Genomic DNA, 13,074 nt, shown 5'->3' with positions numbered 1-13,074 from the left:
CCCAGTCCCGGCACTCGGTCAATTCGGTAACGTCAAAGCGTAGTCAAGGGCGCCGCCGACGTAAAGATCGGAACCCTAGGGGATTACCCTTACCGCCAGTCGGCGAACCGCTAGCGCCAGCGCCCACTCGCACACTTCCATCACGCTCAATCGGGTGGTATCCAGCATTTCCGCATCGGCGGCGGGCTGGAGCGGCGCCACCGCGCGTTGGGCATCGCGAGCGTCGCGTTCGGCAATCTCCTCGATAAGGCCGGCAAGGTTAGCATCCATGCCTTTTTCAATCAACTGCTTATATCGTCGTCGGGCGCGCTCCTCGGCGCTGGCGTTCAGGAATAGCTTGAGTCCGGCTTGCGGAAACACCACCGTACCCATATCCCGGCCGTCGGCGATCAGACCAGGGGGACGGCGGAAATTCCGTTGCCGTTGCAACAACGCGGCCCGCACCGCCGGCAGCGCCGCCACCCGGGACGCGGCATTACCGGTGGCTTCGCCACGCAGGACATCGCCCACTTCGACACCGTCCAGCAATACCCGTGAAGTACCCGCGACATCGGCCACGAAAACCGCATCCAGCGCGACAGCCACCGCCGCCACCCGGGCTTCGTCCTCCAACGGCAAGCCCCGGCGCTGCGCCGCCAGCGCGGTCAGACGGTACAGCGCGCCGCTGTCGAGCAGATGCCAGCCCAACTGCGTTGCCAGCCATTGGCAGAGCGTACCCTTGCCAACCCCGCTCGGCCCATCGATGGCGATGACCGGCACTTTGTCGCTCATGCCGCCTCCCGCTCTGCCAGATTCAGACCGGCGATGCGCGCCAAAGCCACAAAATCGGGAAAGGAAGTGTTGACATTGGCGCAATCACGGATTGAAACCGGATCGCGGGATCGCAGCGCGGCCATGGCGAAACTCATGGCGATGCGGTGGTCGCCATGGCTGTCGACCGTGCCTCCAGACAGCGTGCCACCCCGAATGACGATGCCGTCCGTGGTCGGCCCAGCGGCGATGCCCAGTGCCGTCAAACCGTCGGCCATCACTTGAATCCGGTCGCTTTCCTTGACCCGCAACTCCTCGGCGCCGGTCAGCACGGTGATACCCTCGGCGCAGGCGGCGGCGATGAACAATGCGGGAAATTCGTCGATGGCCAGCGGGACCAAATCCTCGGGGATTTGGATGCCATGCAACGGTGCGTGGCGCACTCGCAGATCGGCCACCGGCTCGCCGCCGGCCAGTCGTGGGTTCAACACCTCGATATCGGCCCCCATCAGGCGCAGGATGTCGATCACCCCGGTGCGGGTCGGATTGATGCCAACATGTTCCAATAGCAGATCGGAGCCCGGCCCGATACTGGCGCCGACCAGGAAGAATGCCGCCGACGAGATATCTGCCGGTACATCGATTGCGGTCCCCAGGAGCGTCCCGCCGCCGGTGATGGCGACGGTGCGGTCGCCCTCGCGAGCGAGCGGATAGCCGAACCCTTCCAGCATCCGTTCGGTGTGATCGCGGGTCGGCGCCGGTTCGGTGATGCGAGTGACTCCTTCAGCATAGAGGCCGGCTAGTAACAGACAGGACTTGACCTGAGCGCTGGCCACCGGCAGCAAATAATCGATACCGGTCAAGCGCTGACCACCACGAATCCGCAATGGCGCGGTGCCCGATTCGGTGGCTTCGATACGCGCGCCCATGAGCGCCAGCGGTTCAGTCACCCGCCGCATCGGCCGGCGATTGAGCGAAGCATCGCCGGACAGCACCGTATCGAAAGCCTGCCCGGCCAGCAGACCGCTCATCAATCGCATCGAGGTACCGGAATTACCCATGTCCAGGGTACCTGCCGGCGCGCGCAACCCGCGCAGACCAGCGCCATGTATGGTCACACGGCCCTGGTCCGGGCCGTCGATGCGCACGCCCATGGCGCGGAAAGCCCGCAAGGTCGCCAGACAGTCCTCGCCTTCCAGAAAACCGGTCACGGCGGTCATGCCTTCGGCCAGCGCGCCAAGCATGATGGCTCGGTGGGAAATCGATTTGTCGCCGGGCACCCGCAAGCACCCACGCAGCGCACCGCCAGATTCTACGGTAAAGGTCAGATCGGTCATGGGAATCTTGGATCGGAGATTGAGTTGAATGGCGGTGCGAGCCGGATCAAAGCAGGTCGCGCAGATCGAGGTCGAGATCCGGGAAGGCCAGTGGGGCCAGTCGTATGGGCGGGCTCAGACGCAGTGACTCTCGATAGCGATCCGCTTGCGGCTGACGATGTACATCCACAGCGCTCAGAACCAGATCGACAATCCAGACTTCGGCGATGCCATGCCGCGCATACAACGGCAGCTTGACTTCTCGATCGTAGCGCAGTGAGGAATCGGCCACTTCAATGATCAGCAGCACATCACTAGCCTGAGGATGGCGAGTTTTATAGAAATCGGCGCGAGACCGCAATAGCGCCACATCGGGCTCCGGTTCGGAGTGCTCATCAAGCACAATTGGATCCTGAATCGACAGGATCGCCCGATTGCCCACTGCGCTCATGAGCAAACGAGCCAAGTGCTTGATCGATCCCGCGTGCAAACTGCCAATCGGCGCCATGTCGAAGATTTCCCCTTCAAGTAGTTCCACATGGGCATCTTCCGCCAAAACACCTGTCATGCTCATCTGGTGATAGTCCGCCACCGTCAGGCGATGCCGGGGTAACCAGTCCAGAACCGCGTTCATGGCCTCATCACTCCAGATACAGGTTATCGCGGGCACGTTTGGCGCGCTGGAACATGGCGAGCACAGCGGCGCGGTCGTCGGCGCGGATCGCCTCGGCCAACCGCGCCAGATCGGCGCTGAACAGCGCGATCATCTCCAACAATTGCTCACGGTTGGCCACACAGATATCGTGCCACATTTTCGGGTCGCTGGACGCAATGCGGCTGAAATCGCGGAAGCCACCGGCAGCGTAGCGAAAAATTTCCGCCCGGTCGTCGAGTCGCGCCAGGGTATCGACCAGGGTGTAAGCCAGCATATGCGGCAAATGACTGGTGGCGGCCAGCACCGCATCGTGATGGCGCACGCCCATGTCCACCACCTCGGCGCCGGTCAACTCCCACATCCGCCTGATCAGGTGGTGCGAAGCGGCGGCGGTTTCCGCCAGCGGAGTCAGGATCACCCGCCGGCCTTGAAACAGGGTGGCGAAAGACGCCTCCACCCCACTCTGCTCGGTACCGGCGATGGGATGGCCAGGCACGAAATGCGGCGGGACATGGCCGTAAATCCGCTCGACGTCCGCCACCACGCTGCCCTTGGCACTGCCGACATCGGTCACCACCGCAGCGGGGGCCAAATGCGGAACGATGGCGCGCAATACCGGCTCGATGGCACCCAGTGGCACGGCGACGACGACCACATCGGCACCGGCCACCGCACGAATGGGATCGGTGTCATAGCGATCTATCACGCCCAACCGCACGGCGGCACGCAGATTGTCCTCGCCACGCCCGGAACCGATCACCTCGCCCACTTCGCCGGCTTGCCGGAGCGCGCGGGCCAGCGACCCTCCGATCAGACCAACACCGATCACGCACAAGCGCTGGATCAACGGCTGCTCCGTCACCATATCAACCTCGTAATATATCGTGCATGGCCTCGATCCAGCGCGCGTTTTCCGCTTCGGTACCGATGCTGATCCGCAGATGGCGCGGCAAGCCGTAGTTGTCCACCGGACGGGCAATGACACCGCGCTTCAGTAACTCCACGAACACTTCCCGTCCCGGCTGGCCCAGGTCGACGCACAGGAAGTTGCCGGCCGATGGCAGCCAGCTCAAACCCCATTGCCGGCAAGCGTTCTGCAACTGCTTCATGCCGGCGCGGTTGGTCGCCCGGCTGCGCTCCAGGTGCTCGACATCATCCAGCGCCGCCGCCGCCGCAACCAGCGCTAGGCTATTGACGTTGAACGGTTGGCGTACCCGGTTCAACAGATCGGCCACCTGAGGATGGGATACCGCGTACCCGATCCGCAATCCGGCCAAACCGTAAGCCTTGGAGAAAGTGCGGGTGACGACGAGATTGGGAAACCGGTCGAGCCAGCGCAGGGCACTGGGACAGTCCGCCTCGGTCTCGACGTATTCGTGATACGCCTCGTCCACCACCACGATGACCCGTTCGGGAACGGCTTCCAGCAAGGCCTCCAGTTCCGCCGTTTTCAACCAGGTGCCGGTGGGATTGTTGGGATTGGCGATGAACATCACCCGAGTCCGATCACTGATCAGTGCCAGCATGGCTGCTGGATCGTGACCGTGGGGCATGGCATGGTCGGGCGGATTGGCCTTGGCGACGCGAGCGGTCGCGCCGCTGGCCTGGGTAACGATGGGATAGACGGCGAACGCGTGTTCGGAAAATATTGCTGCGTGCTCCGGCGTCAGAAAGGCCCGCGCCACCAATTCCAACAGGTCGTTGGAGCCGTTACCGAGCGTCAGCATCGACATGGAGATACCGAGCTTGGCGGACAGCGCCGCCTTAAGCTCGAAGCCGTTACCGTCGGGGTAACGGGCCAGATCGCCGAGCGCTTCCCGCACGGCGGTCATGGCCTTGGGGCTGGGACCGAGCGGATTCTCGTTGGACGCCAGCTTGACGATGTCGCTCAGACCGTATTCCCGGCGCAATTCACTCTCCGGCTTACCGGGCTGATAGGGTTGCAGGGTGCGCACGCCGGGAGCGGCAAGGGAGAGGAAATCGCAGGACATGGGGAATGAGTTCCTTTGAGCTTGAAGATCGCTTCTCGTACCAAGGCAGTGGGGCACTGCCGCGTTCAAATCACCTCGACGCTACACGCCGATCTCTCTTCATCCAGGGAAACCAAATGCCAGCCGCGCCAAGCAACCTCAAAGCACGCCCTTCGGATACGAGCCCAGCACCCGAAACAGGCTGGCCTGCTCGCGCAGTTCGGTGAGCGTGCTGGCAACCGGCTCGTCCTGGGCATGGCCATCCAGATCGATAAAGAACACATAATCCCACATGCCGCGCCGCGAGGGCCGCGACTCGATGCGGTTCATGCTGACCTTGTTCCGGGCCAGCGGCTCCAGCAGATTGAACAATGCGCCGGGCCGGTTAAGCGAGGCCACCAGCAGCGCGGTCTTGTCGTCGCCGGACGGCGCGATCGGCTGGGTACCGATGATCAGGAAGCGGGTGGTGTTGTTCGGCTCGTCCTCAATGTTGCGGACCAGGGTCGGCAACTGATAGATGTCCGCCGCGCACTGGCCGGCGATCGCCGCCGCGTCCGCTTCGTCGCGGACCCGCAACGCCGCCTCGCCGTTGCTGCTCACCTCGATCTGTTCGACCCGAGGCAAATTCGCATCCAGCCATTCGCGGCATTGCGCCAGCGACTGCCGGTGGGAATAGATGCGGCGGATGGCCGGCAATTCGGCAGCGCGGGTGATCAGGTGATGGTTGATGCGAATCTGCACCTCGCCGCAGATTCGTAGCGGCGATTGCAGGAACATGTCCAGGGTATGGTTGACCACCCCCTCGGTGGAATTCTCCACTGGCACCACGCCGTAGTCGGCGGAGCCGGCCTCGACCTCGCGGAACACCTCATCGATGGCCCGCAAGGGGATGCTGTGAATGGACTTGCCGAAGTGCTTGAGCGCCGCCGCCTGGGTAAAGGTCCCTTCCGGGCCGAGAAAGGCGATGCGTAGCGGCTCTTCCAGCGCCAGACAGGCCGACATGATCTCCCGGAACAGCCGGGCCATTTCTTCGTTGCTCAGCGGCCCCGGATTGGTTTCGAGCACCCGGCGCAGCACCTGCGCCTCGCGTTCGGGGCGATAAAAATTGCCGGTGGCGCCAGCAGCCTGCTTGATCGCGCCCACTTGCTGCGCGCAACGCGCCCGCTCGGAGATCAGCGTCTGGATTTGCCGGTCCAGCGCATCGATGCGGTCGCGCAGTGCACGCAGGCTGTCCGCTTCGTTCATGCCGGCCCCTCGTCGCCTTCGCCCTGGGCATCCTCTGGCGGCGCGCTTTCGTCATCGCCCGGCGCGTCGCCGGAGACGTCCACCTCGCCGATGCTTTCGATTTTCTCGACCCCGACCAGTTTCTCGTCGCCTTGCAGGCTGATCAGCTTCACGCCCTGGGTATTGCGGCTGACCAGTGAAATTTCCTCGACCCGGGTGCGCACCAACGTACCCCCGTCGGTAATCAGCATGATGTCGTGGTCGTTCTCGACCTGCACCGCACCGGTCACCAGACCGTTGCGTTCGGAGGTCTGGATGGAGATGACGCCCTGGCCACCCCGACCCCGGCGCGGATAATCATCGACCGGCGTGCGCTTGCCATAACCGTTTTCGGTGACGGTCAGCACCGTGCCCTCGCCCACCACGATCAGGGCGATGACCTTCTGCCCGTCGCCCAGACGAATACCTCGCACCCCACAGGCGGAGCGGCCCGTGTCGCGCACCTCGGTCTCGGCGAAACGCAGCACCTTGCCGGCATCGGTGAACAGCATCACATCGCTCTGACCATGGGTCAGTGCCACGTTCACCAACTGGTCGCCCTCGCGCAGATCGATCGCGATGATGCCGCTGGGACGCGGCCGGGAATAGGCTGATAGCGGCGTCTTCTTGACCGTGCCGTTGGCGGTGGCGAAGAACACGTCATGATCGTCGCTGAACTCGCGCACCGCCAATACCGCGTTGATCCGCTCGCCCTCTTCCAGCGGTAGCAGGTTGACGATGGGGCGACCGCGCGCGGTCCGGCTGGCCTGCGGCAGTTCGTAGACTTTCTTCCAGTACACCTTGCCGCAATTGGAGAAGCAAAGAATGGTGTCATGGGTGTTGGCGACAAACAGTTTGTCGACAAAATCCTCTTCCTTGAAGGTGGTGGCCGCCCGACCACGCCCGCCGCGCTTTTGCGCCCGATACAACGACAAGGGCTGCGATTTGACGTAGCCGGCGTGCGACAGCGTGACCACCATGGCTTCTTCGTTGATCAGGTCTTCGAGATTCAGGTTCTGCTCGTCGGGCAGAATCTCGGTGCGACGGGCGTCGCCGTACTGGGCGCGCAACTCCAACAGTTCGGCGCGGATCACCGCCGTCAAGCGTTCCGGCACGGTAAGGATTTCCAGAAAATCCTGGATGCGGGACAGCAAATCCTGATACTCATCCAGCAACTTACGCTGTTCTAGCCCAGTCAGCCGGTGTAGTCGCAAATCCAGAATCGCTTGCGCCTGGGTCGGCGACAGCCGGTAGCCGGCTTCGCCCAGGCCACATTCCGCCGGCAGATCCTCTGGCCGCGACGCCGCCGCGCCGGAGCGGGCCAACAGCTCGGTCACCGAACCCGGCATCCAGACCTGCTCCAGCAACGCAACGCGGGCAGCGGCGGGATCGGCGGCGGCGCGAATCAACGCGATCAGAGAATCGAGGTTGGCCAGCGCCACCGCCAATCCTTCGACGATGTGAGCGCGCTCGCGGGCCTTGCGCAGATCGAATACGGTGCGCCGCACCACTACTTCTCGGCGGTGCGCCAGAAAGGCTTCCAGAATCTGCTTGAGATTGAGCAAACGCGGTTGGCCTTCGACCAGCGCCACCATGTTGATACCGAACACGCATTGCAGCGAGGTGTGCAGAAACAGGTTGTTCAGCACCACCTCGGCGGCCTCGCCGCGTCGCAGTTCGATGTAAATGCGCAAGCCGTCCTTGTCGGATTCGTCGCGCAGTTCGGTGATGCCCTCCAGCTTGCGGTCCTTGACCAGCTCGGCGATTTTTTCGATCAGCCTGGCCTTGTTCACCTGATAGGGCAACTCGGTGACGATGATCGCCTGCCGGTTGCGCAGCTCGTCGGCTTCGATTTCGGTTCTGGCGCGCATCCGCACTCGGCCGCGACCGGTCTCGTAGGCTTCGCGGATACCGCTGGCGCCGTTGATCAGCGCGGCGGTGGGGAAATCCGGTCCCGGAATGTGACGCATCAGTTCGGCGATACCCAGCGTCGGATCGTCGATCAGCGCCACGCAGGCGTCCACCACCTCGGTCAGATTATGCGGCGGGATGTTGGTGGCCATGCCGACGGCGATGCCGGAGGAGCCGTTGACCAGCAGGTTGGGCAAGCGGGTCGGGAAGACCGACGGCTCGCGCTCCGATTCGTCGTAATTGGGGACGAAATCGACCGTCTCCTTGTCGAGATCGGCCAGCAGTTCATGAGCGACACGGGCCATCCGTACCTCGGTGTAGCGCATCGCGGCCGGAGCGTCGCCGTCGATGCTGCCGAAGTTGCCCTGCCCGTCCACCAGCATGTAGCGCAGGGAAAAGGGCTGCGCCATGCGCACGATGGTGTCGTAGACTGCGGAATCGCCGTGCGGGTGGTACTTACCAATCACGTCGCCGACCACGCGAGCGGATTTCTTGTACGGTTTGTTCCAGTCGTTGCCCAGTTCGCTCATGGCGAACAGCACCCGCCGATGCACCGGTTTCAGGCCGTCGCGCACGTCCGGCAGCGCCCGCCCGACGATCACGCTCATGGCGTAATCGAGGTAGGACTGCCGCATTTCGTCTTCCAGATTGACCGGCAGGATTTCTTTGGCGATATCAGTCATGCGGGACCCTCGTCAGCACCCAACCCGGCCGCTTGGGGCAGCCGTAAGACGATGGATTTTAGCACAGCCAGGGGTCGGAATTCGGACGGCATCGTCACATCCCCCTGGTCGCGCATCGGAACCCGCCAGATGCGTGGAGGGGAAAAAGTCATTGCGACCCGTTAAGATAGCGTCTCAGAGTTCCGGCGGACCAGCGATCGCCCCGCTCCCGTATCCGCCGAGTCATGATTTGTCCGCGAGATCCCCGCATCATGCCTTTGATTACTTTTGCAACGATTCTTCTGGTGCTGTTTACCGTCGAACTATTGGAACCGGTACAGATCTGGATCATTCAGCCGTTCACCGCGGTGGTGGCCCAAGTGAGCGCCGTCGTACTTCAGGCTTTCGACAGTACGGTGCGGGCGCATGGCATCGTGCTGAGCAATGTCGAGACGGGCGCGGCGGTCAGCATTCAGCCCGGCTGCAACGGGGTCGAGGCGATGATCGTGGTATTGGCCGCCATCGCCGCCACCCCGGCCAGTTGGAAACAGAAACTTATCGGGCTCGGGCTCGGCTTCTTGGCTATTCAAATCCTGAACGTGATTCGAATCGTCAGCTTGTTCTATCTGTTGCAATGGAACCCGGTCTGGTTCGAATGGGCGCACCTCTATCTCTGGCAAGCCTTGATCATGCTGGATGGCTTGATCGTCTATCTACTGTGGGTGCGAACGCTGCCGGCGCCGGCGGTCTCGCCATGATGCCGCGCCGCCCGATCGATCGCTTCCTGCTCCACACGCTGCTGTGGCTGGTACCCATGTTCGTACTCTGGTACGCGCTGGCACCACTGTTGTTGATGCCGGTCGCGGGATGGGCACATTTTGTCCTCAGCCATCTGTTTCCGCACGCCATCGTCGCCGTCGAGCAGCAGGGCACGGCAGTCGATATCGTCACCCAGTTCGCCATGGCCGCGCCGGCGGATGGCTCGACGCCGCTCGGCGCGCGCGGGCAACTGGTGTTCACGATCAACGCGCTGAAGTACGCCTACGGCCTGCCGATGCTGCTGGCGCTGACCCTGGCGGCGCCGATGGCTTGGAGCGAAAAACTCTATCGTGCGGTCTTGGGCGGCTTACTGCTGTTGCCGATACCGGTCTGGGGCGTGGCCTGCGAGGCACTCAAGACCCTGGTCTTCGACATGGACCCCGCCGTCGCCCTACAGATGGGCACCACACCCTTGACCCGGGAGTTGTTGGCGCTGGCTTACCAACTGGGATATCTGATTTTGCCGGCGGTGGCGCCGATCCTGATCTGGGCGGCGCTGCACCGGGATTTTTTTAGGCGAGCTGGTGCCACGGGATCGCGAAGCGCGGCCGGTATCGCCCGGAACGGAGTGACGGTGCACTGCAAAGGATCAGCGCAACGATTTTCCATCCCCAGCAAAAAGACCCGTCGGATGACGAGCCTTTTTTGCTCGACAACAAGCCACTCCCCTACGGCGGGTGGACAAATTGCCGGAAAAAACATTACGCCGACATCCGCCCCGTCCACCGGGACTGACGCCAGACCAAGCCACCCAGCAGCAACCCAAGCAGCAGTAGTGCCCAATCTTGCAGAGTGGGAATGGGCGCTGCCGCCGCCCGTGCCTGAATGCTCGTATTTGCTGTCGCCGTGTTATTGGCTGGGTTGTCGTCAGTCTCGGCACCACTCGCCGTCGTCGTGACCGAAATGACATCGGTACCATCTGTCGCATTGGCCGCGACGTTAACGTTCAGCGTGAGTGTCGCCGATGCGCCTGCCGTCAGAGCACCCACCGTCCATGTCGGACTGCTCCAGGTCCCAACGCTTGGTATCCCGGAAACCTCGGTGACACCAGCGGGGAAAGTCTCGGCAATGTTCACCGTAACTCCCGAGGCATCGCTTGGCCCATCGTTGGTCAGGGTCACGGTATAGGCCACGCTGCCACCAGCCGTTACGGGATCGGGCGCGTCGGCAACGGTGACGTTCAAATCCGTCGAACGATTGACGGTGGTCGTTACAGTGTCCGAATCATTGGTGTTGTCCGTGTCCGGGTGGGTGCTGGTGATTGCTGCGGTATTGCTGAGGACCGCTTCATCCGCCTCGGAACTGGGTACGGGCACCGTCAATTGGATGGTTGCGGTAGCGCTGCTGGCCAGACCGTCGCTGATGGTCCATTCATTGGTTCCGGTATCGTAGGAGCCATCCCCGCTGCTCGCCGTCACTGCGTAGCCAGCGGGTAAGGTATCCTGAATCACGATGTCTTCACCGACGGGGATGGCGTCGGGACCATTGTTCGTCACGCTAAGCGTATAGATCAGATCTTGGCCGGCAAGCACCGGATCGGGGCTGTCCGCCTTGGTCACCTGCAGATCGGAGGCCAAGTAAGTGACATTTCCGGCCAAGGTGTAAACGTTGACGGAGCGTCTGCTGGGGTTCAAGACACCACCAGATCCCGTCTTGACCACTCCGATTTCCAAGGTGGTCGCGCCCGTCTTGGTGATGGAACTTACGGCGATAGTCTGAGTGGTTGCCGTTCTGTTGGTGAATCCTCCAGATGTGGTGATGTTAGTCCCGGAATCAGTGTCGGCGCCATTCAGACGGGTGAAGGTTTGGAATGTACCACCCGAGGTCAACGTACCACCATTCAATGCGGTGGAGCTTTGGCAAACGATGATGTCCACAGCAGTAATGCGCGCCCCATTCGGGATGGAAGTCAAGTCAATGGTCGCGGACTGCCTAGTGCCCAGTGGATTCGGTGGCCCCGCATGAATCCAAGTTTCAGTCAAAAGATTTAATAAATCCGTATCACCCTGACAACCGACCGCCTCATCCACAAAGGTGTAGCGAGCAAGGCCAAGGCTCCACTGCAAGTAAGTACCATCTCCGTTCGGACCCAGACTCATCGTAACGGAACCGTGGACAGGCGAGGCGACGACGCCCCACAACAGGCTGGCCACCCCCATGATCGTTATTCTCTTTCTGAAACAATTACTCATCAAAGCTCCCCTTCTTATTTGTAGTAGACACACCTGACCTGATTTTGTGAGAGTCCTCACCGGTTCAGGTAATCGCTGTGATGGATCGGCCAGTCGGGTCACGGAACAAAGTACCTCACCCGACCTGGATTGACGGATAGAGGCGTTTGAGTTTGATGCGTGCATCTGCGGTGGTGAAACGCCAATTGACGGGTCGAGGATCGGCATTGCGTGCCTGTTGCCAAGCGGTGACCTCTCGGACCAGGGTGGTGGCGTCGGGGATACGGCGATTCAAGCACTGCTGGCTCAGGACACTCCATTCAATCTCGGCCATGTTCAGCCAACTGCCGTGCTTGGGGGTGTGATGGATTTCCAGTCGTTCGAGGAGACGCCAAGCAACGGCGGGTTCGAAAGCCTGATAGAGCGCAGCCGGTTTATGGGTATTGAGGTTATCCAGGACCAGGACCACTTTGTCGGCATGGGGATAACGTACTTCCAACAAGTCCTTGACGATTTGGGCGAAATCAACGGCGGTGCGTCGATCAGTCACAGTGACATACCGTTGTCCGGTGAGGGGTTCAACGGCCATAAACAGATTGGCCGTCCCCTGCCGTTCGTACTCGTAGTCCACCCGTTGCGGCTGACCCGGTTCGACCGGCAGCGGGGTCCGGGTTTCAGCCACCAACTGCTTGCTGGTCTCGTCCAGGCAGACGACCGGTCGAGTCGGATCATAGGGTCGGGTATAGACCTCCAAGACATCCTCCATGGCGCAGACGAACTCGGCATTGGCGTGGGGCGGAATCACCCACGAGGCCCGCAACCAAGGCTTAAGGTGATTTCCGAAGATTCTCATACCGTGCAAGCGGGCCGAATCAGGATATCCCATTTGGGCAACTCGGGATGGCGTTCCAACCGAGCCTCTACCGCTTGCATGGCCTCTTTGGAAAGGGAGATACCTTTTTCATAGACCTTGCGAGTCAACTCCACAACCGGGTGAACACCCTTCCAAGTCATGCTCTTTGCCCACGCCAGCATGGTCTGAGCGTCGGCCAGTTTTTGTGCCGTTCCAGTGCTTTTTCCAAATTTCCCCCAGCAACGCTCCACCGGATTGTATTTGCTGTGGTAGGGCGGGTAGTACAGGAGCTGGATGGGTTTGCCGATGTGATCGGCGAAGTCCACCATTCGGTTGAGAAATTGCGTGCGTCGACCATTACTTTCCGGCCCATGGTCGGCCTTGATCTGCAACAGCGAGAACGCATCGCGTTCCGCTGGCGATTGGTGATCCCACCACGAGTAGAGGCAGTCCACGATGAAGTCGCTGGTCTTCGCGGAGCTGCCGAAGGCCAAGTACAGATCCGCAGTGTCCTCGTTCACCATGCCGAAGGGGGTATATTTTTCCTTGCACCCCATGTCGTGGTCGTTGGCCTTGTTATCGCCGCGCGTCTTACCACCACGCAGTACTCGCCGATGTTCACCGTGGCCTTGCAGTCCATCGCTCAAGCGCATGACCGTCCTCCCTTCGTAGGCTTGGTCCTTCTCGTGGATGTTGGCGAAGAT

10 protein-coding genes and 2 pseudogenes are annotated in these 13,074 nt (G+C 61.7%); 2 read left to right on the top strand and 10 right to left on the bottom strand.

Going from position 1 to position 13,074, the window contains the following annotated elements:
* Positions 1–75 precede the first annotated feature (75 nt).
* From cmk to gyrA, 7 genes are all read right to left on the bottom strand, one after another.
* A complete protein-coding gene (gene cmk, locus E4P82_RS05080) occupies positions 76–771 on the bottom strand; it encodes a (d)CMP kinase (RefSeq protein WP_169247884.1) in 696 nt (231 codons plus the stop codon).
* On the bottom strand, positions 768–2,087 hold the full coding sequence (gene aroA / locus E4P82_RS05075; RefSeq protein WP_169247883.1) for a 3-phosphoshikimate 1-carboxyvinyltransferase: 1,320 nt from the start codon (positions 2,085–2,087) through the stop codon (positions 768–770). The genes cmk and aroA overlap by 4 nt, the downstream gene beginning before the upstream one ends.
* Positions 2,088–2,133: 46 nt before the next feature.
* Positions 2,134–2,700, bottom strand: a complete 567-nt coding sequence (locus E4P82_RS05070; RefSeq protein ID WP_169247882.1) for a Uma2 family endonuclease — start codon at positions 2,698–2,700, stop codon at positions 2,134–2,136.
* Between the two features lie 7 nt (positions 2,701–2,707).
* Complete coding sequence (locus E4P82_RS05065) at positions 2,708–3,586, bottom strand: prephenate dehydrogenase (RefSeq protein ID WP_246327375.1); 879 nt, start codon at positions 3,584–3,586, stop codon at positions 2,708–2,710.
* 1 nt (position 3,587) lies between these two features.
* On the bottom strand, positions 3,588–4,712 hold the full coding sequence (gene hisC, locus E4P82_RS05060) for a histidinol-phosphate transaminase (protein WP_169247881.1): 1,125 nt from the start codon (positions 4,710–4,712) through the stop codon (positions 3,588–3,590).
* A gap of 138 nt (positions 4,713–4,850) precedes the next feature.
* The gene (gene pheA, locus E4P82_RS05055) at positions 4,851–5,936 is read right to left on the bottom strand and encodes a prephenate dehydratase (protein WP_169247880.1); all 1,086 of its coding nucleotides are present in this window, start codon (positions 5,934–5,936) and stop codon (positions 4,851–4,853) included.
* The gene (gene gyrA, locus E4P82_RS05050; protein ID WP_169247879.1) at positions 5,933–8,548 is read right to left on the bottom strand and encodes a DNA gyrase subunit A; all 2,616 of its coding nucleotides are present in this window, start codon (positions 8,546–8,548) and stop codon (positions 5,933–5,935) included. Before gyrA ends, pheA begins: the two co-directional genes overlap by 4 nt.
* A 251-nt stretch (positions 8,549–8,799) precedes the next feature.
* Between gyrA and xrtH the strand changes: the two genes are divergently transcribed.
* On the top strand, positions 8,800–9,285 hold the full coding sequence (gene xrtH, locus E4P82_RS05045; protein ID WP_169247878.1) for an exosortase H: 486 nt from the start codon (positions 8,800–8,802) through the stop codon (positions 9,283–9,285).
* Positions 9,183–9,797: pseudogene (locus E4P82_RS23070) on the top strand (exosortase H-associated membrane protein); the annotation flags it as partial. The gene xrtH and the pseudogene E4P82_RS23070, both read left to right, overlap by 103 nt.
* A gap of 250 nt (positions 9,798–10,047) precedes the next feature.
* Here E4P82_RS23070 and E4P82_RS05040 read toward each other — a convergent pair.
* From E4P82_RS05040 to E4P82_RS05030, 3 genes and pseudogenes are all read right to left on the bottom strand, one after another.
* Entirely contained in the window at positions 10,048–11,538 is a 1,491-nt protein-coding gene (locus E4P82_RS05040) for an IPTL-CTERM sorting domain-containing protein (protein WP_169247877.1), read from the bottom strand.
* Between the two features lie 115 nt (positions 11,539–11,653).
* Positions 11,654–12,355, bottom strand: a pseudogene (locus E4P82_RS05035) (IS630 family transposase); the annotation flags it as partial.
* Positions 12,356–12,366: 11 nt separating this feature from the next.
* Positions 12,367–13,074, bottom strand: a 708-nt coding sequence (locus E4P82_RS05030) for an ISAzo13-like element transposase-related protein (protein ID WP_420887065.1), incomplete at its 5' end; no start/stop codon positions are given.

This window comes from Candidatus Competibacter phosphatis (genome assembly GCF_012939995.1).
Classification (GTDB): Bacteria; Pseudomonadota; Gammaproteobacteria; order Competibacterales; family Competibacteraceae; genus Competibacter; species Competibacter phosphatis.
This window is presented reverse-complemented; position numbering and strand designations above follow the sequence as displayed.